The organism is Dendrosporobacter quercicolus, assembly GCF_900104455.1.
Classification (GTDB): Bacteria; Bacillota; Negativicutes; order DSM-1736; family Dendrosporobacteraceae; genus Dendrosporobacter; species Dendrosporobacter quercicolus.
This window is the reverse complement of sequence record NZ_FNHB01000001.1, coordinates 865,293-890,958: the sequence shown is the minus strand read 5'-3', so window position 1 is coordinate 890,958 and position 25,666 is coordinate 865,293. Positions and strand designations below refer to the sequence as shown.

The following is a 25,666-nucleotide window of genomic DNA, read 5'->3' as shown; positions in this document are numbered from 1 at the left end:
AGGTTGCAGGAGGATACCAGATGAATAACAAGTTGTCACTCCAGGAATGGATTGATCAGGCCGAGCGGGAAGGGGTGAGTTTTACCGATTTCTGTCTGCGGCATCAGAGCGGCTGTCTGGAAAAAAAGCCGGCTGAATTAGTGGACTATATGCTGTCCGTACTGGACGTTATGGATCAGTCCATCGCTACCGGACTCAGCGGCGTAAAGTCCAGAGGCGGTCTGGTTGGCGGCGATGCCAGGCGGTTGGCCGACTATAGCGATCGCCAGGCCGACAAAAGCATTGTTGGTCCTACCGTTGGCCGGGCGGTTGCCATGGCGCTGGCTGTTGGCGAAGCCAATGCCGCCATGGGCAAAATTGTGGCCGCTCCGACTGCCGGGTCAAGCGGGGTTCTGCCGGCGGTATTATTTGCTTTGGGGGAATCCCGGGGCAGTGCGCGGACTGAACTGGCTAAAGCCTTAGTGGTGGCGGGCGCTATTGGTATGGTGATCGCATCAAGGGCTTCACTGGCCGGGGCGGCGGGCGGCTGTCAGGCCGAATGCGGTTCGGCCGGGGCGATGGCCGCCGGGGCAGCGGTTGCAATGAGCGGCGGCAGCCCCCGGCAGGTTGGTCACGCAGTCGCCATTACGCTGAAAAATATGCTTGGTCTGGTGTGCGATCCGGTAGCCGGCCTGGTGGAAGTGCCCTGCGTCAAGCGCAATGCCGGAGCTGCCGCTCAGGCGATGATTGCCGCCGACATGGCTTTGGCGGATATCCAAAGTGTCATTCCGGTTGATGAGGTAATTGATGCCATGGCTGCCGTCGGGGCCAGTATGAGCTGCTCTCTCAAAGAAACCTCGCAGGGCGGACTGGCAGTTACGCCAACCGCCCTGATTCTGGCTGATAAGCTGTTACAGGGGTAAAGACAGTACGCTTGTGTGGTTTAAGCATTGCCAGGGCACTACTAATGCGATAGAATGTGGATGGGGAATTGTACATAGAGAGGGGATAGACCAGCTTTGGGCTGGCCTGGTGGTATGAATTTTGTTGCAATAGATTTTGAAACAGCAAACAGCAGTCGTTCCAGTGCCTGCAGTGTCGCGGTAGTCACTGTACAAAACAGTCAGGTTACCGGCTCTTTTTATTCATTGGTTCGCCCGGCGGATTTAAAATTCGATTATTGGAATACGAAGATTCACGGAATAACCGCCGATGATGTCAGGCATCAGCCGGACTTTGCCCAGCTATGGCCGAGATTGAAGCCCTATTTACAGCAGCAAACGGTCATTGCCCATAATGCCGCGTTTGATTTTAGCGTGTTGCGCAGTGTCTTAAACGTATACGGGCTGGAGACTCCTTCGTTTAAGCACTTCTGTACAGTCAGCATGGCTAAGCGGGTTTGGCCAAATTGTGAGAATTATAGGCTGTCTACTCTGGCCAGAGCGTTTGCAATTGATTTTGAGCATCATCATGCCTTGCATGATGCCCGTGTTTGCGCAATGCTGGCGTTATTGGCCAAGGATGAAGTCCGGGTCGATAATCTCGAGCAGTTGATTGCCAAGCTTAAGATGAGGGTTCAGACCTTCAGGGCCTGCTGATGTACCTGCAGCGATGTAACGGAGTCAGGAGCCGGTGTTTTTGGTCAAAACTTGACAAAGACCGGCGCAACGCAGTATATTGTAATAAATAATATAAGGCGATGACAGGAAGAGTACGTCAATCAGGCTGCACAGAGAAGAGATCCCTAGGCTGGAAGGTCTCGCGGCGCTGGCTGGAGGAAAGTCATCCTGGAGCTGTTGCGCTGAAGCATGCAGTAAGCGCAACCGGCAGGCCCCGTTACGGCTGTAAAGTCCGGTATATTGGCATTTGGGCCGGAAAAGCAAGGTGGTACCGCGAAAGCAAGCTCTTTCGTCCTGCGGGATGAGAGGGCTTTTTGTATGTAGCCGGGGAAAGATTGAACCACAGAGTACACCGAGTACACAGAGGGTTACAAAGGATATAGCGCGAATTATCGCGCTGGAATTTTTAATATAATTTTATCCTGCATTTTCGGTTTCCTCTGTGACCTCTGTGTACTCTGTGGTTAACACCGTACGATTGTTCATTTAGGAGGCTGTGACAATGGCAGAAAATAATATACCGACCGTGTATGATCCGCAGTCGGTGGAAAAAAAGTGGTATGATTTCTGGGAAGAGCAGGGTTTATTTCATGCTGAGGTGGATGTTGAAAAAGAACCGTTCAGCATTGTTATTCCGCCGCCCAATGTAACCGGGCAGCTACATATGGGACATGCCTTGGATAACACCTTGCAGGATATTGAGATTCGCTGGCGGCGGATGCAAGGCTATAATACGCTCTGGATGCCGGGGACGGATCACGCCGGAATAGCTACCCAGATTAAAGTTGAGGAGATGCTGGCGCAAAATGGCCTGTCGCGTTATGACCTGGGGCGGGATGCGTTTATCCAAAAGGTGTGGGAATGGAAGCAGCAGTATGGCGGCCGGATCATCACCCAGCTGAAACGGCTGGGGGCATCGTGTGACTGGCAGCGCGAGCGGTTTACGATGGATGAGGGCTGCTCGCAGGCCGTGCGGGAGGTATTTGTCAGCTTATATGAAAAGGGGCTGATTTATCAGGGCAACAGGATGACCAACTGGTGCCCGCGCTGCCATACGGCGCTGAGTGATATTGAAGTTGAGCATGAAGAACAGCCGGGCAGCTTATTTCATGTCCGCTATCAGCTGGAAGGCAGTGATGCGTACGTAACTGTCGCTACTACCCGCCCGGAAACCATTCTTGGCGATACCGGCGTGGCTGTTCATCCGGAGGATGTCCGCTACCAGCGCTTAATCGGCCAATTTTTAATTCTGCCGGTGATTGGGCGGCGGTTGCCGATTGTCGGTGATGCGTATGTTGATCCGTCTTTTGGGACAGGAGCGGTAAAAATTACACCGGCGCATGATCCGAATGACTTTGAATTGGGCCGGCGGCACCAACTGCCGGAAATTGTTGTAATCAATCCTGATGGAACAATGGCTGATACTGCCGGCAAATATGCCGGTATGGATCGTTATGAGTGTCGCAAGGCGCTGGTGGATGACCTGAAGGAGCAAGGCTATTTGGTTAAAATTGATGAGCATTTGCATGCGGTGGGACATTGTCAGCGCTGCACTACTGTTGTTGAGCCGCTGGTTTCCAAGCAATGGTTTGTCCGCATGGAGCCGCTGGCCAAGCCGGCAATCGCCGCTGTGGATTCCGGCGCAATCCAGTTTGTACCTGAGCGTTTCACCAAAATTTACAGCAATTGGCTGGAAAATATTCGCGACTGGTGCATTTCCCGGCAGATCTGGTGGGGGCACCGCATCCCGGCCTGGTATTGCAGCTGCGGCCAGACCATTGTTTCCCGTGAGGCTGTGACTGCCTGCCCGCACTGCGGCGGTACTGTCGAGCAGGACCCTGATGTTCTGGATACCTGGTTTAGTTCAGCGTTATGGCCGTTTTCAACCATGGGATGGCCCGCAGATACCCCGGAAGTCAAGCATTTTTACCCAACCAGCGTATTGGTGACCGGTTATGATATTATTTTCTTCTGGGTTGCCAGGATGATTATGATGGGACTGGAGTTTAAGCAGGATATTCCCTTTAAGCATGTATTTATTCATGGTTTAGTCCGCGATTCGCAAGGCCGGAAAATGAGTAAATCGCTGGGCAACGGCATTGATCCGCTGGAGGTGATTGACCAATACGGCGCCGATAACTTACGGTTTATGCTGATTACCGGCAATACTCCGGGCAATGATATGCGCTTTTACTGGGAACGGGTTGAGGCCAGCCGCAATTTTGCCAATAAGCTATGGAATGCCTCCCGGTTTGCGCTGATGAATTTGGCCGGCTTTGATGAAAATCATCAACCGGCGGCGGCCCAATATACGCTGGCTGACCGCTGGATTCTCAGCCGCTACACGAAAACTGTCACCGAGGTCACCCGTAATCTGGAGCGTTTTGAGCTGGGTGAAGCCGGCCGGGCTCTGTATGAATTTATCTGGAATGAGTTATGCGACTGGTATATCGAAATGGCGAAGCCGCGCCTGTATAACAAAGAGGAATTTGACCAGCGGGCCACTGCCCAGTATGTCTTATGGCATGTGCTGCAAAATACGTTAAAGCTGCTGCATCCGTTTATGCCTTATATTACGGAGGAGATCTGGCAGCATTTGCCGCACCGCGGTGTGAGTATTATGGTTTCCGCCTGGCCGGAGCCTCAGGTCGACATGATTGATGCCCAGACGGAAGAAAACATGACTGTGATCATGGACACGATAAAAGCTGTCCGTAATCTGCGGGCCGAAGTGAATGTCCCGCCAGGCAGGAGAAGCGAGGTTGTTTTGCAGATTGCGGACCCGGCAATGCAGGCGTTGTTTGCCGCCAACGACCAATATCTCCGGACCTTGGCCGCCGCGGAGCCGGTAGTTTTATTGTCGCCGGCTGAGCCAAAACCGGAAAATGCCATGACTGCGGTAGTCAGCGGCGTGGAGGTTTATTTGCCGCTTAAAGGGCTCATTGATGTCGACAAAGAAACGGCCCGGCTGAATAAGGAGCTGGAAACATTAACGAAAGAGCTGGCCCGAATAAGCGGCAAGCTGTCCAATCCCGGTTTTGCAGCCAAGGCGCCGGCCCAGGTTATTGCGAAAGAGCAGGCGAAAGCGCGTGAGTATGAGGATAAACGGCTGGCAATTCATGAACGTCTGGCTTATTTAGCCAGTTTATAGGGGGATCGTATGACTTATGATGAGGCTTTGACGTATCTTGACAGTTTAAATACCTTCGGCATCAGACTGGGATTGGATCGGATTACCAGGCTGCTGGCCTTGATGGGAAACCCTGAAGGCAGTTATAAGACAGTCCATGTAACAGGCACTAACGGTAAAGGGTCGACAACGGCAACGCTGGCGGCAATTTTACATTCGGCGGGAGTGCGGGCGGGGATGTATACATCCCCGCATCTTCTTGATTATACGGAGCGGATAAAAATTGACCAGACCGAAGTTACCAGGGCTGATTTTGCGGCAGCAATAAGTTTTACGAAACAATGCGCAACTGAGCTGGTAAGTGAAGGCGGTGAAAGCCCCACCCAGTTTGAAGTGCTGACAGCGGCGGCTTTTTACCACTTTGCCCTGCGCAAAGTGGAATATGCCGTTATCGAAGTGGGATTGGGAGGGCTGCTGGATTCGACCAATGTCATTGTGCCTGAGATTTCCATTATTACGAATGTGGCGCTGGATCATGCCGATCGCTGCGGCGGCACTTTGCAGGCAATTGCTGAACAGAAAGCGGGAATTATAAAACCTGGGATTCCGGTCATTACGGCGGCGGATGAGGCGGTCCTGCCGGTTATCCGAACCAAAGCGGCTTCAGCCCGGGCTTCCCTGGCTGTGCTGGGACAACAATTCAGCGCCTGCCTGGAGTCGCTAAATGCCGGGGGGCAGGTCATCTCGATTAAGACGCAGCTTTATGGCCAGGTTGGCCCCGCCAGGCTTAAGCTGCTGGGGCGGCACCAGATAGCGAACGGCGCGCTGGCGGTAATGGCGGCTTTGCATCTGGGGCAAAGGGATGAGCGGATCACTGCTGCCGCGATCGAACAAGGCTTGGCCGGGGTAGTTTGGCCAGGGCGGTTTGAAGTAATACCCGGGCAGCCGCCTATTGTTCTGGACGGCGCTCATAATCCCGCCGGCGCACGGGTTTTACGGGCTGCTTTGGATGAAATCTTTCCCGGCAGATCGATGGTATTTTTACTGGGAATTTTGCAGGATAAGGATATTGGCGGAATCGTAAGCAGCCTGATCAGGCCTGCCGACGCCGTTGTGGTGGCCGCGCCGGAATCAGAGCGGGCGGCGGAGCCGCAACTAGTGGCAAAGCTGATTAAGGCGCGCCGGACTGAAATGGCTGCGTCAATTGAAGAAGGCATCCATAAAGCCCGGCGCCTGGCGGAGCAGGACGGTGTTATCTGCATTGCCGGCTCGCTGTATTTAATTGGCTATGCCCGGGCGATAATAAATAATAGACAAACAAATTACGGACAGGTATAATGAATTGGTGCTGCTTGAACATTTAAGCGGCAATATCATGTAAATAGGGTGAAAGTGTGCATAGAGCTTATGATAAGACAGAGCGCCATCTTGACTGCATAATCGAACACTGCATCGTAGCGGTGGCCTTTTTTTTACCGTTATCAGTGAATTTTTCAACCGGGTTTTTAATTGCCGGTGTTGCCTTCTGGCTGCTCAAAATGCTGCTCAGCCGTAATTTTATGCTAAAGCGCGGTCCTTTTGACGGCCTTATTGCGCTGTTTATTGCCATATCGGCTGCGTCAATTTTGGTTTCACCTGACATGAATTATAGTTTTTATAATTACTATCATTTAATGGGGCGATACATATTTCTTTATTATCTGGTAATTCATAACATACAGACGCCGGAGCAATTAAAGCGGTTGGTTTGGAGCGTGCTGGGGTCGGCTGTGCCGGTAATGCTTTACGGCTTTTATCAGTATTTGTTTGGCGTGGATATCGCTGTTCTGGAATGGGTGGATGGCGAGCAATTTCCGGATTTAAAAGTCAGAGTATTCTCAACTCTGCAAAACCCCAATTTACTGGCCGGATTTTTAGTCATGATGATGGCGCTGGCCTGCGGCCTGGGGTGCAAAGTCCGTCAAGCGTCTCGCCGGCTGCTGTTTTTGCTGCTGTTCGTATTGCTGGGCATCTGCCTGGGGCTGACTTATTCCCGGGGAGCCTGGGTGAGTGTGGCTTTTGTTGTTGGGTTATATGGGGTATTATATAACAAAAAAGCATTGTGGCTGTTAATTTTAATACCCATTGGCCTGTTCCTGGCCCAGGATGCTTTCACTGAACGGTTAATGTCAATTTTTAATCCTACGGATACTTCATCAACACTTAGAATTGCTTTATGGGAGAGCACACTGGCGATGATTGCCGACAATCCGGTACTGGGAATTGGCTGGGGCGCGTATTGGCTGGTTTATCCGCAATATGATTTTTTTATTCAGGATGCGGCAACGACGATTTTTCATGCGCACAATATGTATTTAAATATTGCCGCTGAAATCGGTATTCCCGGATTGATTGTGTTTCTGCTCATTTTGTGCGGGCATATCCGTACAGCCTGGTTGCTGATTAACACTGTGAATGAAGGGTGGCCGGCCGGCTTGCTGCTGGGGTTGATTTCCGCGTTGGCCGGACTTGCAGTGAGCGGCTTTACTGATTTTATTATGTTCAATGTTCAGATGTCGATGTTGTTTTGGTTGTTTAATGCCTTAATTGTTGTGGTATGGCGGCAGGGGTATCAGATGAAGACGGAACGCTGCCTGACCAAAAAGATGTAGCGCGGCGGAGCAGTTGTTCATATTGCTTAAGGCGCTGCGTCTCAAAAAAATCCGCCTGGATTTGATTTATTTACATAAATATATTAAATATCGGGGCAATCTAGGATTACGCAGCAGGATTTTAATTTCTTTACTGCGAATAATATTTAAGATCTACTATTGATATAGTATAAATATACTTGCCATTTTCTTGAGGAGGCTCGGCAGTTTGAAAGATCATATTGTCATTTCCAAGGCTACGATTGACCGTTTACCGTTATATTTTCGTACTTTACGCCTAAGCCAGGAAGAGGGAATTGATATTATATCGTCCGAAGAGCTAGGTCAGCGGTTAGGCGTTACGCCTGAGCAAATCCGTAAAGATTTAGCATCTTTTGGTCAGTTCGGCAAAAAGGGTGTCGGTTATTATGTACGTGAATTAATTGGGAATATCGGTGAGATATTAGGTTTACACTATCATTGGAATATTGCTGTGGTTGGTATTGGGCATTTAGGCTCAGCGTTGTCCAATTATCAAAATTTCACTTCACTGGGATTTAATTTGGTGGCCCTGTTTGATGCCAGCCCGGAAGTTATCGGGAAAACGGTCAACGGCGTTGTTGTTGAGAGCATTGACCGAATGACAGAAATTGTCCGGGACCGCAATATCCATATTGGGATTATCGCCGTTCCTGCCGTGTATGCGCAGGGCGTTGCAGATAAATTAGTCAGTGCCGGCGTTGCCGGAATATGGAACTTTGCGCCCATTAAAATTACTGTCCCGGATAAGATCCGGATTGTTAACGAGGATTTGAGTGTAGGGTTAAGCAGCCTGTCGTACCACCTTTCGCGCAGCTTGCATGAAAACGATTAGTAGCTTAATAAAAGATTTTAGTAACTTAATAAAAACATTTTTATAGCAGGATTTTGCCGGTTCTTCGAGAAAGTTAAATAATGAACTTTACTTTTGTTAAAAAATAAAGTTAAAAAACAGTGCCGTCAATTGGTGGATTGGCCATTGACGGTACTGCTATGCAGTAATTTCCTGTTGGTGCTGAGGCATAGCAAGACAGGCTTTAAGGCACTGACTGACTTGGGACGAGGTGAGGTTTATCGAGTGATCGTCAGGTGCTACACTGATTTTATTTAGCGAATGGCCAACTGATTTGTTGACCTAGCAAGGAGGAAAAGTTCTAATGATTGACATTCGTGACCGAGTGCGTTGTAAAGCGCTTCATGACAAAATTGTTAGTGCTGAGGAAGCAGCTGCTTTTATTAAACCTGGTATGAACATAGGCGCCAGCGGATTTACGCCTGCTGGATATCCCAAAGCAGTTCCATTGGCTTTGGCAAAAAGAATGGCTCAAGACCCTTTTAAAATTAACTTGTGGACAGGCGCTTCGGTTGGCAAGGAACTGGATGGCGCTTTAGCCGCGGTCGGCGGTATTCACAAACGGATGCCGTATCAGACCAATACTGATCTGCGCAATGCGTTAAACAGCGGCGAGGTGGAATATTATGACCTGCATCTCAGTGAGTCCGCCCAGTTAACCCGATACGGATTTTTAGGCGGTAAAGTTGACGTGGCGATTGTTGAAGCCTGCGCCATCACTGAAGAGGGACATATTGTTCCAACTACATCGCTGGGCAATACGGCATCGTACGTGCAGAGCGCAGACATTGTAATTGTCGAGGTTAATACAACCCAGCCGCTGGAATTGGAAGGCATGCATGATGTATATGTTCCACTTGATCCGCCGCACCGTCAGCCGGTGCCGATTGTTAAGGTTGACGATCGGATTGGAACGACTTATATTCCCTGCGGTCCTGACAAAATCAAATATATCGTTCCCTGCGATATTACTGACGACGTTCGTCCCTTCGGACCGATTGACGAGTGTTCGCAAAAAATGTCCGAACTGATTATAGATTTTTTCAAACACGAAATTAAAGTAGGCCGTATGCCGAAAAATATGCTGCCGCTGCAATCAGGCGTAGGTTCGGTTGCGAATGCTGTAATTAGCGGGTTTGTTGATTCCGATTTTACTGATCTTGAAGTTTACACCGAAGTCATTCAGGATGGTATGCTGGATTTGACTGACGCCGGCAAATTGAAATTTGCCTCGGGAACTTCTTTTTCACCCTCGCCGGACGGACTGAAAAGATTATACAGCAATATCGGCGTATACCGTCAGAAGATGATGCTTCGTCCGCAAGAGATCGCCAATAGTCCTGAGATTGCCCGGCGTATTGGCATCATTGCCATGAACACGGCAATTGAGTTTGATATTTTCGGACATGTGAATTCTACCCATATTATGGGCAGTAAAATGATGAATGGTATCGGCGGGTCAGGCGATTTTGCCCGTAATGCGTATTTGACCTGCTTCTTTAGTACGTCAACCGCGAAAAACGGGGCGATTTCCTCCATCGTGCCAATGTGCTCGCACATTGACCATACCGAACATGATACCGACATCTTTGTCACGGAAATGGGGCTGGCTGATGTTCGTGGATTAAGTCCAAGAGAGCGGGCCCGTGTAATTATCAACAATTGTGCACATCCTGATTATAAACCGATGCTGCTTGACTATCTGAAAAAAGGAGAAAAAGCGACGAAAAAGGCGCATACGCCCCATGTAATTAAAGATGCTCTCTCCTGGCACGCCCGGTTTATAAAGACAGGCACAATGAAGAAATAAGCAAAGCAAAGGAGGACTATACTTAAATGAGCAATGAAAACTTAAAAATCAAATTGGCAGAGTATAATGCGAAAGTAGAGAAAGCATCCGCTAAATTCCCAGAGCGGAAAAACCTGCCCGAACAAAGACTGTATACTCCAGCGGATGTTGAAGGTCTGGATTATGAACGTGATCTGGGGTTCCCTGGCTCCTATCCGTTCACCCGCGGGGTGCAGCCAACCATGTACCGCGGCCGCTTCTGGACCATGCGGATGTATGCCGGTTTCTCCACCGCCGAGGAATCCAACAAACGATATCGTTATCTGATTGAGTCAGGCGCCACAGGTTTATCCTGCGCATTTGACCTGCCAACGCAAATCGGCTATGATTCAGATGATGAAATTTCCACGGGAGAAGTTGGCAAGGTCGGCGTTGCAATTGATTCTTTAGCCGATATGGAGATTTTGTTTGATCAAATCGACCTTGGAAAAGTCTCAACATCAATGACCATCAATGCCCCGGCTTCGGTCCTGTTGGCAATGTATATCGCTGTCGCCGAGAAGCAGGGGGTTTCTGCCGATAAGTTAAACGGCACCATCCAAAATGATATTTTAAAGGAATATGCTGCGCGCGGTACATACATTTTTCCGCCGAAGCCTTCCATGCGTTTGATTACCAATATATTTGAATACTGCTCAAAAGAAGTGCCGAACTGGAATACCATATCCATTTCCGGTTACCATATTCGTGAAGCCGGTTCGACGGCATCACAGGAAATTGCCTTTACGATTGCCGACGGTATCGCTTATTGCGAAGCCGCAATCAAAGCCGGATTGAATGTTGACGCGTTTGCCGGACGGTTGTCGTTCTTCTGGAATGCCCATAATAATGTGCTGGAAGAAGTTGCAAAATTCCGGGCGTCCCGTCGCGTTTGGGCGAAAGTGATGAAGGAGCGTTTTGGCGCTACCAATCCTAAGTCCTGGATGCTGCGTGTTCACACCCAAACCGCCGGTTCAATGCTGACTGCCCAGCAGCCTGACAACAACATCATTCGTGTTGCCCTGCAAACTGCGGCTGCCGTTATGGGGGGAACCCAGTCCCTGCACACCAATTCCAAGGATGAAGCTTTGGCTCTGCCAACTGAAAATTCTGTACGTATTGCCCTTCGTACCCAACAGGTCGTTGCTTATGAAAGCGGTTTAGCTGATGTCGTCGATCCGCTCGGCGGTTCCTATTATGTGGAAGCCCTGACAGATCAAATTGAAAAAGAAGCCTGGGAATATATCAAGAAAATTGATGAAATCGGCGGCGCTGTAACTGCAATTGAAAAAGGTTACATTCAAAAGGAAATCCAGGATAGTGCCTATAAATGGCAAATGGAAGTGGAAAAAGGCGACCGTGTCATTGTTGGCGTTAACAAATTCCAAGTTGAGGAAAAACCGGTGGAAGGACTTTTGCGGGTTGATTCATCAGTGGGTGAACTCCAAAAGAAAAAACTGGCTGACCTCAGGGCGAAGCGCGATAATGCCGCGGTTAGCGATAAACTGACTGCTTTGGAAGCTGCATGCAAAGATGATCAGGTCAACCTGATGCCATTCATTCTGGATGCCGTTAAAGCCTATGCAACACTTGGAGAAATTTGCGGCGTAATGCGTAGAGTATTCGGTGAATACGAAGCGCATGTAAACCTATAAGAGCGAGTTGGAGGGACAACACGATGGAAAAACGTATTAGAGTATTAGTAGCAAAACCCGGTCTGGACGGACATGACCGCGGCGCCAAAGTCGTAGCCCGCGCTCTCCGTGACGCCGGCTTTGAAGTAATCTATACCGGTCTGCGCCAGACGCCTGAGCAAATTGCCGAGGCTGCTCTGCAGGAGGATGTTAATGTTGTGGCGCTAAGCCTGTTATCCGGTGCTCATCCGCATCTTTTCCCGCGGGTGGTTGAACTTGTGAGGGGTAAAGGCATGGATGACGTACTGATTGTTGGTGGTGGAGTTATTCCTGACGCTGATATTCCAGCGCTTAAAGCCGCCGGTGTAGCCGGGGTGTTTACTCCAGGCACACCTACCACCGCTATTGTTGACTTTATCAAAGAAAACGTAAAATAATTAGTGGAGTTGTGGCATATGTTGTCTTTAAAACAGGACAACATATGCCATAAGGTGGTGTTAAGCATGGATATAGCGAAAGAATTACTGGCTGGTTCCAGACTGGCTTTGTCGCGGGCGATAACCGCAGTTGAGAACGAATATGAAACAGCAGTGGAAATTATGCAAAAACTTTATCCTCATACCGGACGGGCTCAGGTCATTGGGGTTACAGGCCCGCCCGGGGCAGGGAAAAGTACGCTGACTGACAAGCTGGCTAAGGAATACCGGCGTCAGGGGAAGACTGTAGGGATCATCGCAGTTGACCCGACCAGCCCTTTTTCCGGCGGGGCCATTCTTGGCGACCGTATACGGATGAACGAACTTACTTTAGATGAGGGCGTTTTTATTAGAAGTATGGGAACTAGGGGCAGTTTAGGAGGATTATCGCATAAGACTGCCGAAGTAGTAAAAATCATGGATGCATCTGGTAAAGATGTCGTTTTTGTGGAAACTGTGGGTGTGGGTCAGTCAGAGGTAGATATTGTCAAGGCTGCCGATACTACCTTGGTCGTATTAGTGCCGGGACTGGGCGATGATATTCAGGCAATCAAGGCGGGAATTTTGGAAATTGGCGATATTTTTGCAATTAACAAAGCCGATCGGGATGGCGTAGAAAAGTTGAATATTGAACTGGAAATGATGCTGGATTTAAATCAGGATAAACTTGACTGGCGTCCGCCGATCAAACGAACAGTTGCCAGCCAGAATCAAGGCATTGAGGAACTTGTGGCCACAGTGGCTGAGCATTTAGCGCACCTTAATCAAACCGGAGCGCTGGCATTGCGCCGCACAGAGCGGACAAAAAATGAGCTTTTATCAATGATTGAAGATCAGCTTGGCCGGTATGTGCTACGCCATATTAGCGGGTCAGGCCAGTTTGAGCAATTGGTAACGCAGGTTCAGCAACGGCAAAAAGACCCTTACAGTGTTGTAAATGAGTTATTAGGGGTTATTCTCAAGTAATCAAATGAGATATTACTGTTTAAACACATAAATAGCTTGCGAAAAAGGAGGTAGAGTAAATGTTTAAAGTCACTAAGGTTGATCACATTGGCATTGCGGTAAAAGATTTGGAACAGGCTAAGAAATTCTACACAGAAGTTTTGGGTATGACCGCTCTTGGGGAAGAAGTTGTTGAACAGCAAAAGGTAAAAGTCTGCTTCATCCCATGTGGTGACAGCGAGGTTGAACTCCTGGAATCCACTTCACCGGATGGCCCTATCGCCAAATATATTGATAAGAATGGCGAAGGTATCCAGCATGTTGCTTTGCGGGTCGACAATCTTGAAAACGCTTTGGCTGACTTGAAGGAAAAAGGAGTTCGTCTGATCGACGAAAAGCCTCGCTATGGTGCAGGCGGCGCCAGCATTGCTTTTGTTCATCCCAAGGCAACCGGCGGTATTTTGCTTGAATTGTCAGAACGCAAGTAATTCGGTATAATCAGTGATCTTGTAGGAGGTATAAGATGGCTACTGTCCAGGAAAAAATTCAGGACCTTAAATCCAGGCAGGAGAAAATCCTGCTTGGCGGTGGTGTGAAGCGTATTGAAAAGCAACATGCTTCAGGTAAACATACTGCCCGTGAGCGTATCGATTTGTTCTTTGATGCAGGAACTTTTGTGGAGCTGGATCAATTTGTTGCGCATCGTTGTGTTAATTTTGGCATGAATGAAAAAGTACTGCCCGGCGAAGGCGTTGTGACAGGTTATGGTACTGTTAACGGACGCCTCGTTTATGCATTTGCCCAGGATTTTACCGTTGAAGGCGGTTCACTTGGCGAAATGCATGCAGCAAAGATTTGTAAAGTGTTGGATCTGGCAATGAAAATGGGTGCGCCTGTGATTGGTATTAACGATTCCGGCGGTGCTCGTATTCAGGAAGCTGTCGATGCGTTATCCGGCTATGGTGGAATATTCTATAAAAATACGCTGGCTTCAGGTGTAATTCCGCAGATCTCCGTTATTATGGGGCCTTGCGCCGGCGGAGCGGTTTACTCACCTGCCTTAACCGACTTTATTTATATGGTTAAGAATACCAGCCAAATGTTTATTACCGGTCCGGCTGTAATTAAATCGGTTACTGCTGAAGAAGTAACTGCCGAACAACTTGGCGGCGCTATGACTCATAACAGTACTTCCGGAGTGGCCCATTTTGCAGCCGAAAATGAAACCGATTGTATTGAGCAAATCCGTTATCTACTCAGCTTCCTGCCTAGCAACAACCTGGAAGATGCCCCGGTTGTCGAAACGGGAGATTCACCCGACCGTACGGAAGAAGGCTTGAATACTCTGTTGCCTGACAATCCCAACATGCCTTATGACATGAAGGAAGTAATCAAGCTAATTGTTGACAATGGCGAATTCTATGAAGTTCATGAGCACTATGCCCGCAACATTATTACCTGCTTTGCCCGTTTTGACGGTCAGTCTGTTGGTATTATTGCCAGTCAGCCATCGGTAATGGCTGGTTGCCTTGACATCAATGCATCTACTAAGTCATCACGCTTCATCCGTTTTTGTGATGCGTTTAATATTCCGCTTGTCAATCTTGTGGATGTACCTGGCTTTCTGCCCGGCACCGACCAGGAATACGGCGGTATTATTCGCCATGGCGCTAAGATGTTGTATGCTTATTCGGAAGCTACCGTGCCTAAGGTTACCGTTATTACCCGTAAAGCTTACGGCGGTTCGTACCTGGCCATGTGCGCCCAGGATTTGGGAGCTGATCAGGTATTGGCCTGGCCGACAGCGGAAATTGCCGTTATGGGTCCATCCGGTGCTGCCAATATCATCTTTAGAAAAGATCCTGATGTCGAAGCCAAAACGGCAAAATATATTGAAGAATTTGCCACTCCGTATAAAGCTGCCGAGCGCGGCTTTGTCGATATCGTAATTGAGCCAAAAGAAACCAGACCTCGTATTATCACCGCCTTGAACATGCTGGCCAGCAAGCGAGAAGCTCGTCCGGCAAAGAAACATGGCAATATTCCGTTATAAGGAAAGGTGAAAATGATGAAAATAGATGCTAAAGGCGTTAGCCCGGACGTAGTGGCGGCAGTCGCTGCTGCAGTGACTGCCGTAATGGGTACAGGTGCTCTGGCGCTTCGGATCAAGCCGAGCACAATATGGTCGCTCACCGGTCGCCAGAAATTAATGAATGCTCATTAATCAAGCATGCTTTCAGAACAATTCGTGGCTGGTTTATAAGCCAGGTAGACGCTGGTTACTTAGCGTAGGTAGCTTTACTTGGCAATGGCCACAACATATTTATTAAAATTTTGGAGGAATAAAGGATGAAAAAGTTTAACATTAAAGTTAATGGTACTGCTTTTGAGGTAGAAGTTGAAGAAGTAAAAGCGGCTGCTCAAGCTCCTGCAGCTGCCAAACCTGCAGCTGCCGCCGCTGCTGCTCCTGCCGCTCCTGCTAAACCGGCAGCCGCTCCTGCTGCACCAGCCGCTGCTGCTGTGGTTGGCGCCGGTGATACTCCTGTAAATGCTCCAATGCCTGGAAAAATTGTTAAAGTTGTTGCCGCAGCCGGGCAAAAAGTGAAAAAAGGCGATATCGTTTTGATTCTTGAAGCGATGAAAATGCAAAATGAAATCGGCGCTCCTGTTGATGGTACGGTGAAATCCGTCAATGTAGCTGCTGGCCAAAATGTTAAACCCGGCGAGGTTATGGCCGTTATTGGTTAATATTTTACTCCTTTTGAAAACCGCACGGTAAATTCCGTGCGGTTTTTTTATGGTGCATGAGACCAGACCAAGCGCTATTGCATTATTATCCAAAGCTGTCTTTGTCATAAAGCCTGGGCCCTCTCAGTGTACGGCATCGCTTTACCTTGTTCTTTAACTGTGCTGCTTATGGCTTTATTCAACTAAATCGTTTTTACCTTGGGGAGGAGCCTGCGGTTCCTTTTTTGCATTTAGGCAAGAATAAGAAAAAGCTCATTGGTTTCTTGAGAATTTGGTAGAATTTTCATTTTGTTTATGGCAAGTTTCCCTAAAAATCATTGCTGTTCGGCAAGGATTTCTTTCATTTAAGTAGAAGATAGTATAGTTGTATATAATAAGGTGTTAATATCAGATACTGGAGGTATAAGTTTGCGGAGCGGAAAAAGCAAGGGTTATGGTTTATTGGCTTTGTTTCTTATTACCGGCGCAGTGATAGGCGGGATTTTAGGTGAGTTTGTTGCCGGCTCTGCTGCTTTAACCGGCATGGCGCCTTATTTGGTGAAAAATTATCAGATTATTGATGTGCCGCCGGTGGCAATAAACTTGTATGTGGTTAAGTTTATTGCAGGTTTTTCCCTGCAGCCCAATATAATGAGTATCATCGGTGTGATTGCGGCAATTTTTTTATTTCAACGCATTTGATGACTCAGTTTTAGCCTACGGCCATTCAAAGATCTTTTTGACCTGCTTAAGAGCAGCCTGAGCTGTATTGCCGGCCGAAAGCTTAATGTAAGCCAGGGGTTGTGACTTTGTTTTATGGGGGTAAGTCATGTCTATCATTTTAGCTTCGGCATCGCCGCGCAGGAAACAGCTGCTTGAACAGGTGGGCTGCAAGTTTTCAGTAATAACAAGTGATGTTAATGAAGATAATCAGCTGTCTATGCCGCCGCACCAGCTGGCAGTATACCATGCCAGGGCCAAGGCAAGCGCTGTGGCGGGCTTGGCGGGCCGCAATGATGTGGTGATTGGGGCTGATACGATTGTCGTAGTTGACGGTCAGGTTTTTGGCAAGCCCAATGATGACTTTACCGCCAGGCAAATGCTGACGAAGTTGGCAGGGCGCAGCCACTTCGTTATTACTGGTTTGGCTGTGGTTGGCAATGGACGGGTGTGGACTGACTTCGCGCGGACCGAAGTTACTATTCAGGAACTTACCGCCGCTCAAATAGATCGATACATTGCTACCGGCGAGCCTTTGGATAAGGCTGGAGCATATGCAATTCAAGGACTTGGCGCATTGTTGGTTGAGCGTATAGAAGGTTGCTATACCAATGTTGTGGGACTGCCGTTAAGTAACTTAGCTAGACTTTTAACAAAGGCTGGTATTGAATTATTATGATTGCTGACAAGCCCCTGATGCTGAAAGAATTGCCCAAAGAAGAACGCCCCCGCGAAAAGATGCTGACAAAAGGCGCCGCTGCTTTAAGTAACGCCGAACTATTGGCCATTTTACTGCGCACCGGCGGCAAAGCTGATTCGGTTTTGCGACTGGCCGAACGTTTGTTAAAAAAATATGAAGACCTGGGACTGGCCGGGTTGGCAGTGCTGACGCCACAGGAGATGCGGAAAATTAAAGGAATTGGTTTGGCTAAAGCGGTGACAGTGGCCGCTGCCGTTGAAATCGGTAAACGTCTGGCGTCTTTAGTGCCTGGTGCGCGGCCGGCAATTCTGTCTCCTGGCGATGCCGCCAATTATATGATGGCTAAATTGCGTTATGAGACAAAAGAACATTTTATTGGTATCCTTCTGTCCACAAAAAATCATATTTTAGCAGCCCCCACTATTTCGGTGGGTACGCTTAACGCTTCGTTAGTGCATCCGCGGGAGTTGTTTAAAGAAGCAATTAACTACTCGGCTGCCTCGGTAATCCTGGTACATAATCATCCCAGCGGTGATCCGACACCTAGTACAGAAGATATTGAGCTTACCCGAAAATTAGTTAAAGCAGGGAAGATTTTGGATATTTCGGTGCTTGACCATGTAATTATCGGGGATAACAAGTATGTAAGCCTTAAAGAAAAGGGAATAATAGCATAGGATTGGCTGATAAAAGCTGCGGTGGCATCCGCTTTTACAGGGTGAGCGCTTCACTCATTGATCAGTTCAATCAGTCATTTTATTTTATATTTTGAAGCAAGGGTTTGGTTTTGATGAAAGGGGTTGTAGGTATGTGGAAGCTATTTGGATCATTATCACGTGATATGGGGATAGACCTTGGCACTGCCAATACGCTGGTACATGTAAAAGGGCGGGGAATTGTACTGCGCGAACCGTCAGTTGTAGCTATCCAGCGGGACACGGGTGAAATTTTGGCTGTGGGGGAAGAAGCAAAACAAATGATTGGCCGGACCCCTGGTAATATAGTTGCTGTGAGACCGTTAAAAGACGGGGTAATTGCTGATTTTGACGTTACTCAGGCGATGCTTAAGTATTTCATCAGAAAAGCAATGGATACAAAATCCTTTATCCGGCCCCGGGTAGTGGTTGGCGTTCCTTCAGGTGTAACTGAAGTGGAAAAAAGGGCGGTCATTGATGCCACGATTCAGGCGGGAGCGAGAGAGGCCTATCTGATTGAGGAGCCAATGGCAGCCGCGATTGGAGCCGGCTTGCCGGTTCATGAGCCAACTGGAAATATGGTTGTTGATATTGGCGGCGGAACGACAGAAGTAGCCGTTATCTCCCTGGGCGGCATTGTTACCAGCCGTTCCATTCGCATTGGCGGTGATGAGATGGACGAGGCCATTGTGCAATATATTAAGCGGACTTATAACCTGATGATTGGTGAACGCACGGCTGAAGAGGTCAAAATTACGGTGGGTGCGGCAATAGCGCCGGAAATTGATGAGTCTATGGACATCCGCGGCCGGGATTTAGTCAGCGGTCTGCCTAAGACCTTGACGATCAAGGCCCGCGAGGTTCAGCAGGCGTTGAGTGAGCCTGTTTCAGGCATTGTTGAGGCAGTCAAGGTTACTTTGGAGAAAACTCCGCCTGAGCTGGCATCGGATATCATGGATCGTGGCATTGTCATGACCGGTGGAGGTTCTTTGCTTAGGGGCCTTGATATGTTGTTGAGCAGGGAGACCGGAATGCCGGTTCATATTGCCGACGAAGCTTTGTCCTGTGTTGGCGAAGGAACAGGACGGGCGCTGGAGAGCATCGATTTACTCAAGCGAGTCTTAATGACACCGAAAAAATTTGGATAGAAGGGAGCCAAAAAGGTGCGTTTGCTAAACAAAAAGGCGGTCATTCTGGCGGTGGCTGTAATTACCGTCTTTTTGCTGGCCATTTCCGCGGCACAGGGTAAATATAAGGCTGCCTTTAGTGAAAGACTGATTACCACAATTTTGGCTCCGGTTGAGTATGCTGCTTCGAAGGTGGGGTATAGTTTTCGTAACGCCGGTTCAGTTGTAGGGCAGGTGATAACCGTATATGGCGAAAACCAATCATTGAAGTTGGAGAATGAACAGCTTAAGCAAACCAGTCTTAATACAACCGAAATTATGGCAGAAAATGAACGGTTGCGGGCGATGTTAAATTATCAACAGGGAGCGCCGCAGTTTGATTTTGTTACTGCCGCCGTGGTAGCGCGTGATCCGGGGACTTGGACCAGCACTATAGTAATAAACCGGGGTACAGCAGATGGCATTGCGAAAGACATGCCGGTAGTTACGCCACAGGGACTTGTGGGGAATGTTGTCAGCGTTTACAGTAATTCCGCCAAAGTTCAATTAATCCTTGATCCGCGCAGCGCGGTAGGTTCGTTGGTTCAACGGGCGGAATCAAGAGTTGCCGCCATTGTTGAAGGCAACAGCGGCAACAAGCTTGCCCCGCGCATGGTGAATATCGCCAGGGACGCTGATATCATCGCAGGCGATAAAATTATTACATCGGGTTTTGGCGGTATTTATCCCAAAGGATTGCTGGTGGGTGAAGTCACTGATGTAATCAATGAAGAAGGCGGATTACTGAAATATGCTGTCTTGAAGACAGCGGTGGATTTTGATAGACTGGAAGAGGTATTGGTTATCGTACGTTCGCGTCAGTCCGCACCGGCATTGCCGGCGCTTCCGCCAGGCCAGCCTGCAGGGCCGGCGGGCCAGACCGGCAGGCTGCCGGGAGGTCTGCAATGAAGGTCATATTGTGGATGGTTATTGTGGTCGCTTCACTGATCCTTCAGGCTACAATACTGCCGCTGGCGTCATTTAACGGGGTGTGGCCGGATTTATTGCTTATTGTTGTAGTTTCTTCAAGCTTGCTGTTAGGAAAAGAGCAGGGCGTTAGCCTTGGTTTTCTCGCCGGTTTGCTGCAGGATCTGGCGGGCGGGAATATTTTTGGGGTCAATACCTTATCGAAACTGATCATCGGGTATCTGTTTGGCATGGCGGAACGCCAGGTATTTAAGGAACATCTTTTATTGCCGGTGCTAGCTATGAGTATAGCCACTGTCTTCAACAGTGCCATTACTTTTGTCATCCTTTTGTTGCTTGGGTATAAGATAGAACTGGCGCCGGCGCTGGTGAACAACGTACTGCCGCTGGTTATTTATAACGTGATAGTTGCTATTCCTGTACATCAAGTAATCTATCGGGTGAGTAAAATCAAGTAGGGGCACCCCTGGGGGGTGCCCTAATTACGCTCATAAAAGGGGGGCTGGCATTGCTGGTCAAACGCTCCAACAACCGTCTGGAGATGCTTTCGCTGATTGTTTTGCTGGTTATGGTTTCACTGTTGACCAGAATAGGCTATTTACAGGTTTTACAGGGCCAGTATTACGGGAATTTAGCCGACGGCAACCGGATCAGACTCATACCAGTGATGGCTCCCCGGGGATTGTTTTATGACCGTAATGGCATCTTAATGGTATCTAACCGACCGGGTTTTACGGTATCCTTGCTGCCTCTTACCGGTCCTGTTCCAGATGAGGTAATTCAAAAACTTGCCGGAATATTGAACGTTGCACCGGATGGAATATACGCTAAGCTCAGTCAGCAGAATGGCAGTTTTGAGCCGATTAGAATAAAAAGCGATCTTGGGCCTGATATTGTAACGAAAATTGAAGAACGCAAAAGTGAGCTGCCAGGCGTTGTTATTGAAATTCAGCCTATTCGGAATTATGTCAATAATGAACTGGCTGCCCATGTCTTTGGTTATGTCAGTGAAATCAATGATATTGAACTGGAAAACCGGAAGGCGGAAGGTTATAAACTCGGGGATATCATCGGTAAATTCGGGTTGGAAAAGGTATATGATAAAGAACTGCGGGGGACTGACGGCGGCGGCCAGGTCGAGGTTGACGTTACAGGACGGCCGGTGCAGATACTTGGCAATAAAGATCCCGTCCCGGGCAACAATTTGGTACTGACGATCGACCACCGTATCCAGAAGGCTGCTGAAGCTGCTGTTGATGAACAGTTGAAGTATTTACAGACAAAGACTCACCATATAAATGCGAAAGCTGCCGCCGTTGTCGTCATGAATCCTAAATCGGGGGAAATTTTGGCAATGGTCAGCCGGCCGGCGTTTAACCCTAATTTATTTGCCGGCGGTATTTCATTTAAAAACTGGAAAGAGTTAAGTGAGAACCCGAATCATCCAATGGATAATAAGGTTATTTCCGGCGAATATCCTCCCGGTTCAACCTTTAAAATAGTCACCGGAGCGGCGGCGCTGGAGCTGGGTAAGGTAACTCCGGAAGAAAAGATTTTAGATACAGGCCGTCACTGGATTATTCCCAAAGGAAATGCCGAGGGGGAAGCGCTTGGCTGGATTAATTTTAGAGAAGCAATGTCTAAGTCTGATAATGTTTACTTTTATGAAATGGGCAACCGGCTGGGGATTGACAGCTTGGAGAAGTATGCCCGCATGTTTGGTTTAGGCGTAGCTACCGGAATTGAACTGCCAAATGAAGCAGAGGGGTTAGTGGCCAATCGCAAATATAAGGAAAGAGTTTATAAGGAGGACTGGTATTTGTCGGAAACCTTTGATGCCGCTATCGGTCAGGGGTTTCAACTGGCTACGCCGCTGCAAATGGCGGTAGTCATGAGTGAGATAGCCAATGGCGGCTATCGCTACCGGCCTTATCTTGTAAGTAAAATTACTTCACCCAGCGGCGCCGTGCTGCAAACATTTAGTCCGGAAGAGGTTGGGCGGCTCAAACTTTCCGGGCCGACCTTAGCTCTCATTCGCGAATCACTGAGAGCCGCTGCGGCGGAAGGGGGTACGGCGGCTGGTGGTTTTGCCAATTTTCCGATTGCGATAGCCGGTAAAACCGGTACATCAGAAAATTCTCATGGCCGGGATCACGGCTGGTTTATCTGTTATGGACCTTATGAAGATCCCAGTATTGTCATTGCCGTAGTTGTTGAGCAAGGCGGATTTGGCACAGCCTCAGCGGTTCCCATCGCCAAAAAAATTATGGAAGCGGCTTTTAATATCAATCAGGCGCCGTCTGCCGGTATTGAGGCTAAAGTTTATCAACCCCAAACAGCATTATAACAGGTTGAATGGAGACTGAAAACGGGCTGTTTAGCCGGGTTTTTGCCGCTGATACCATAATATTAATATAAACAACAGCAGGATTATTGGTAAAAAAAGCGAAATGGTAGTAGAAATGCAGACTAATACATGGTAAAATTTGGGAGTAAAGCATGCGTGAGGATGTTGTTATTAAAGGCAGCCGGGATGGTTTGTTATTGGTAGTTAATGAGGCTGTTGAATTTGAACATATGGTTGAACAGTTAAAAGCGAAATTAGGGTCAGCGGTTAATTTTTTTACGCCAGGGACTGTTGTGCAGATGTCTCCGCTGGAGTTAAGGTTGCTAACAGCTGCGCAGCAGGAAGAACTTATCGGATTATTTGCCGAGTATGGAATCACTTTACAGGAAGCGCTTGAACGCCGGGCGGAAAACGGGAAGGCCGAATTGGAGGCGCTAACTGTTGAATCGGCTCAGACTTTAGTTGTTACCAGAACTTTGCGCGGCGGACAGGAAATTTTCCATAACGGCTCGGTTATCCTGATGGGGGATGTCAATCCCGGGGCAAAGGTTATCGCAGGCGGTAATATTGTCATTCATGGGACATGCCGCGGCATTGTTCATGCCGGATTTTTTGGGGACGATACCGCTTCAATTACGGCTGACCGGTTATTGGCGGCGCAAATTAGAATAGCGAATGTCATTGCAAGAGCACCCGACGAACTTGATAAGTCCGAACGGGTTGAAACGGCAAGAATACAGGACAGTGTCATTGTGATTGGTCCAGCGAATAAATAGGAGGTTACGCTGAATGGGTGAAGTAATTGTCGTAACGTCTGGTAAGGGTGGCGTTGGAAAAACAACAACAACCGCCAATCTGGGAACAGGCTTTGCATTAATGGGGAAAAAAGTGGTTTTAGTGGATGCTGATATTGGTTTACGCAATTTGGATGTGGTCATGGGGCTGGAGAACCGCATTGTTTATGACTTGGTAGACGTCACTGAGGGGAACTGCCGTTTAAAGCAGGCGCTTATTCGTGATAAACGTTATGAAACCTTGTATTTATTGCCGGCCGCTCAGACCCGCGATAAAACGGCTGTCAACCCGGATCAAATGAAACAGTTATGTCAGGAGTTAGCGCAGGAGTTTGATTATGTTGTTATTGACTGTCCGGCCGGTATCGAACAGGGCTTTAAGAATGCCATCGCCGGGGCTGAACGCGCTATTATTGTTACAACGCCTGAGGTTTCAGCAGTACGTGACGCCGACCGGATTATCGGACTGCTGGAATCTGAGGGAAAAAGCAATCCAAAACTTATTGTGAACCGCATCCGGCCCAAGATGGTCAAAAAGGGCGATATGATGGATATTGATGATATTATTGAAATCCTGGCGGTTGATTTACTGGGAATTATTCCTGAGGATGAATACATCGTTATTTCCACAAATCGGGGAGAACCAGCGATTACCAATCCGGTATCCCTGGCCAGTACAGCTTATAAAAATATTGTCAGAAGGTTAATAGGGGAGAATGTTCCGCTGATGACCTTTGAGACGAATGAGGGCTTTTTTAGCAAAATTAAAAAAATGTTAGGTATTTAAGGAGGGGAGACTTTTGTTTGACCTACTAATGAAAATGTTTGGCAAGGAATCCGCCGGTTCAAAAAATATAGCTAAGGAGCGTTTGCGGTTGGTATTGGTTCATGACCGGGTCAATGTTTCGCCCCAGTTCATGGAAGTGCTTAAAGATGATATGATTAAAGTGATATCAAATTATATGGAGATCAATGAAAAGGAAATGGAAGTGAGCCTTACCAATACCAATTCCTCTGTGGCGCTGGTGGCAAATATTCCTGTGCACCGGATGAAACGCGGCGGACAGAAAGATTAGTACCGTGCGTCGGTACTAGTTTTGATTTTGAATTTAGGTCAATTTGCAGTTTCAAGCACAGAAGGTATTCTTCTGTGCTTATTACTTATGTGCCAATGATGTACAGAGTGTTGCAGATACAGGCTTACGCTAAAAGCAAAGCCCGGGATGGGGCTATCTCATATAGACGTAGTAAGCAAATACGATTATAATAATATAGATGGCTTACAGAGTTTATATAGGGAAGGTAAGTGCAAATCATGCTGAACCGGCGTTTATTGAAGAACCTTGATTTGACCTTAATTGTTGCCGTTTTGGCAATTGTTGGGATAAGCTTGGTTATTATTGGCAGCGCTACTCATATCAATACACCGAGTGAAGACAGGTACTGGTATGTACAGCGTCAAGGAACTTTTGCCCTGATTAATTGTGCTGTTATTTTTTTGATGTTGAATTTTGATTACCGATCATTATCAAGGTATGCCAATTTACTATACTGTATTAACCTGGTAATGCTGCTTGCAGTGATGTTTGTCGGTCAATCTGCGTTAGGGGCGCAGCGCTGGATTCAAATAGGCCCGATCAGCCTGCAGCCTTCAGAGTTTTCGAAACTCATTATGATTATTGCTCTGGCCAGCTTACTCGATAAACGGTCAGGAAAGCTAAATACCCTGCGCGATATTGCGCCAATATTTCTGTTTGTGGGCATCCCTTTTTTATTAGTGATGAAGCAGCCTGATTTGGGGACTGCCTTGGTGTTTATGGCAATCTTATTTGGCATGATTTATATTGCCGGCATCAACACACGGCTGTTGATGATGATTTTTGGCGCCGGTTTAGCCTTTATGCCGGTATTTTGGCATTTCTTAAAGGATTACCAAAAGATGAGGCTGACGGTATTTATTGATCCTAATGTTGATCCATTGGGGTCTGGATATCACATTATCCAGTCGAAAATTGCAATTGGCTCAGGCATGTTATTTGGCAAAGGCTTGTTTGGCGGCACGCAGAGCCAACTGAATTTTCTGCCCGAGAATCATACTGATTTTATCTTTGCCGTTATCGGGGAGGAACTTGGCTTTATTGGTGCAGCTTTTGTTCTTGTATTGTACTTTATCCTGTTGTACCGCGGCATCAAAATCGCCGGTATGGCCAGAGACAATTTCGGTACGTTGCTGGCTACAGGAATTACCTCAATGTTTACTTTTCATCTGTTGGTCAACGTTGGTATGACCGCCGGAATTATGCCTGTAACCGGTATCCCGCTGCCTTTGATGAGTTATGGGGTTAGTGCGCTGACAACAAATTTGTTAAGTGTGGGTATTTTGTTAAATATCTATATGCGCAGGCAAAAAATCCTGTTTTAACGAAAATGGCGTTCGGAATTGTTTTGATTGTAAAG

General features: G+C 47.9%; 25 protein-coding genes and 1 other annotated feature. All 25 genes read left to right on the top strand.

The annotated features are described in order from the left end of the window. Window positions 1–20 precede the first annotated feature (20 nt). Entirely contained in the window at window positions 21–902 is an 882-nt protein-coding gene (gene sdaAA / locus BLR06_RS04335) for an L-serine ammonia-lyase, iron-sulfur-dependent, subunit alpha (protein WP_092068765.1), read from the top strand. A gap of 114 nt (window positions 903–1,016) precedes the next feature. Beyond that, window positions 1,017–1,577, top strand: a complete 561-nt coding sequence (locus BLR06_RS04330; protein ID WP_092069873.1) for a 3'-5' exonuclease — start codon at window positions 1,017–1,019, stop codon at window positions 1,575–1,577. A 92-nt stretch (window positions 1,578–1,669) separates the two neighbouring features. Beyond that, window positions 1,670–1,898: a binding site (T-box leader), on the top strand. 202 nt (window positions 1,899–2,100) lie between these two features. Further along, window positions 2,101–4,749: a valine--tRNA ligase gene (locus BLR06_RS04325; protein ID WP_092068763.1), complete on the top strand. Its 2,649-nt coding sequence runs from the start codon at window positions 2,101–2,103 to the stop codon at window positions 4,747–4,749. A gap of 9 nt (window positions 4,750–4,758) precedes the next feature. Then, window positions 4,759–6,066 (top strand): bifunctional folylpolyglutamate synthase/dihydrofolate synthase, encoded by a 1,308-nt coding sequence (locus BLR06_RS04320; protein WP_092068760.1) that lies wholly within the window; start codon window positions 4,759–4,761, stop codon window positions 6,064–6,066. 56 nt (window positions 6,067–6,122) lie between these two features. After that, window positions 6,123–7,379 carry an O-antigen ligase family protein gene (locus BLR06_RS04315; protein WP_092068757.1) on the top strand — a complete coding sequence of 419 codons (1,257 nt, stop codon included), beginning with the start codon at window positions 6,123–6,125 and terminating at the stop codon, window positions 7,377–7,379. A 208-nt stretch (window positions 7,380–7,587) separates the two neighbouring features. After that, window positions 7,588–8,232 (top strand): redox-sensing transcriptional repressor Rex, encoded by a 645-nt coding sequence (locus BLR06_RS04310; RefSeq protein ID WP_092068754.1) that lies wholly within the window; start codon window positions 7,588–7,590, stop codon window positions 8,230–8,232. A 322-nt stretch (window positions 8,233–8,554) separates the two neighbouring features. Further along, window positions 8,555–10,060 carry an acetyl-CoA hydrolase/transferase family protein gene (locus BLR06_RS04305; RefSeq protein WP_092068751.1) on the top strand — a complete coding sequence of 502 codons (1,506 nt, stop codon included), beginning with the start codon at window positions 8,555–8,557 and terminating at the stop codon, window positions 10,058–10,060. Between the two features lie 26 nt (window positions 10,061–10,086). Further along, complete coding sequence (locus BLR06_RS04300; RefSeq protein WP_092068748.1) at window positions 10,087–11,733, top strand: acyl-CoA mutase large subunit family protein; 1,647 nt, start codon at window positions 10,087–10,089, stop codon at window positions 11,731–11,733. A gap of 23 nt (window positions 11,734–11,756) precedes the next feature. Next, window positions 11,757–12,149 carry a cobalamin B12-binding domain-containing protein gene (locus tag BLR06_RS04295; RefSeq protein WP_092068745.1) on the top strand — a complete coding sequence of 131 codons (393 nt, stop codon included), beginning with the start codon at window positions 11,757–11,759 and terminating at the stop codon, window positions 12,147–12,149. A 66-nt stretch (window positions 12,150–12,215) separates the two neighbouring features. Continuing rightward, window positions 12,216–13,154, top strand: a complete 939-nt coding sequence (gene meaB / locus BLR06_RS04290) for a methylmalonyl Co-A mutase-associated GTPase MeaB (RefSeq protein WP_092068742.1) — start codon at window positions 12,216–12,218, stop codon at window positions 13,152–13,154. A gap of 59 nt (window positions 13,155–13,213) precedes the next feature. Beyond that, window positions 13,214–13,621, top strand: a complete 408-nt coding sequence (mce, locus tag BLR06_RS04285; protein WP_092068739.1) for a methylmalonyl-CoA epimerase — start codon at window positions 13,214–13,216, stop codon at window positions 13,619–13,621. A 35-nt stretch (window positions 13,622–13,656) separates the two neighbouring features. Further along, the gene (gene mmdA, locus BLR06_RS04280; RefSeq protein ID WP_092068735.1) at window positions 13,657–15,186 is read left to right on the top strand and encodes a methylmalonyl-CoA decarboxylase subunit alpha; all 1,530 of its coding nucleotides are present in this window, start codon (window positions 13,657–13,659) and stop codon (window positions 15,184–15,186) included. Window positions 15,187–15,198: 12 nt separating this feature from the next. Beyond that, window positions 15,199–15,357, top strand: coding sequence for a methylmalonyl-CoA carboxyltransferase (locus tag BLR06_RS19155; RefSeq protein WP_245698014.1), 159 nt, complete (start codon window positions 15,199–15,201; stop codon window positions 15,355–15,357). A 125-nt stretch (window positions 15,358–15,482) separates the two neighbouring features. Beyond that, complete coding sequence (locus BLR06_RS04275) at window positions 15,483–15,881, top strand: biotin/lipoyl-containing protein (protein ID WP_092068732.1); 399 nt, start codon at window positions 15,483–15,485, stop codon at window positions 15,879–15,881. A gap of 408 nt (window positions 15,882–16,289) precedes the next feature. Continuing rightward, entirely contained in the window at window positions 16,290–16,562 is a 273-nt protein-coding gene (locus BLR06_RS04270) for a DUF4321 domain-containing protein (protein WP_092068729.1), read from the top strand. 127 nt (window positions 16,563–16,689) lie between these two features. Further along, complete coding sequence (locus tag BLR06_RS04265; RefSeq protein WP_092068727.1) at window positions 16,690–17,259, top strand: Maf family protein; 570 nt, start codon at window positions 16,690–16,692, stop codon at window positions 17,257–17,259. Beyond that, window positions 17,256–17,957 carry a RadC family protein gene (gene radC, locus BLR06_RS04260; protein ID WP_092068724.1) on the top strand — a complete coding sequence of 234 codons (702 nt, stop codon included), beginning with the start codon at window positions 17,256–17,258 and terminating at the stop codon, window positions 17,955–17,957. The genes BLR06_RS04265 and radC overlap by 4 nt, the downstream gene beginning before the upstream one ends. Window positions 17,958–18,088: 131 nt before the next feature. Next, the gene (locus BLR06_RS04255) at window positions 18,089–19,123 is read left to right on the top strand and encodes a rod shape-determining protein (RefSeq protein WP_092068722.1); all 1,035 of its coding nucleotides are present in this window, start codon (window positions 18,089–18,091) and stop codon (window positions 19,121–19,123) included. A 15-nt stretch (window positions 19,124–19,138) separates the two neighbouring features. Beyond that, window positions 19,139–20,050 (top strand): rod shape-determining protein MreC, encoded by a 912-nt coding sequence (mreC, locus tag BLR06_RS04250; protein ID WP_092068718.1) that lies wholly within the window; start codon window positions 19,139–19,141, stop codon window positions 20,048–20,050. Beyond that, window positions 20,047–20,526 carry a rod shape-determining protein MreD gene (mreD, locus tag BLR06_RS04245; protein WP_092068715.1) on the top strand — a complete coding sequence of 160 codons (480 nt, stop codon included), beginning with the start codon at window positions 20,047–20,049 and terminating at the stop codon, window positions 20,524–20,526. Before mreC ends, mreD begins: the two co-directional genes overlap by 4 nt. A 50-nt stretch (window positions 20,527–20,576) precedes the next feature. Beyond that, window positions 20,577–22,415, top strand: coding sequence for a penicillin-binding protein 2 (mrdA, locus tag BLR06_RS04240; RefSeq protein ID WP_092068712.1), 1,839 nt, complete (start codon window positions 20,577–20,579; stop codon window positions 22,413–22,415). Between the two features lie 152 nt (window positions 22,416–22,567). Further along, window positions 22,568–23,191 carry a septum site-determining protein MinC gene (minC, locus tag BLR06_RS04235; protein WP_092068709.1) on the top strand — a complete coding sequence of 208 codons (624 nt, stop codon included), beginning with the start codon at window positions 22,568–22,570 and terminating at the stop codon, window positions 23,189–23,191. 13 nt (window positions 23,192–23,204) lie between these two features. Beyond that, complete coding sequence (minD, locus tag BLR06_RS04230; protein ID WP_092068704.1) at window positions 23,205–23,996, top strand: septum site-determining protein MinD; 792 nt, start codon at window positions 23,205–23,207, stop codon at window positions 23,994–23,996. Between the two features lie 28 nt (window positions 23,997–24,024). Next, window positions 24,025–24,285 (top strand): cell division topological specificity factor MinE, encoded by a 261-nt coding sequence (gene minE / locus BLR06_RS04225; protein ID WP_422699816.1) that lies wholly within the window; start codon window positions 24,025–24,027, stop codon window positions 24,283–24,285. Between the two features lie 239 nt (window positions 24,286–24,524). Next, window positions 24,525–25,631 (top strand): rod shape-determining protein RodA, encoded by a 1,107-nt coding sequence (gene rodA, locus BLR06_RS04220; protein WP_092069870.1) that lies wholly within the window; start codon window positions 24,525–24,527, stop codon window positions 25,629–25,631. Window positions 25,632–25,666: the final 35 nt, after the last annotated feature.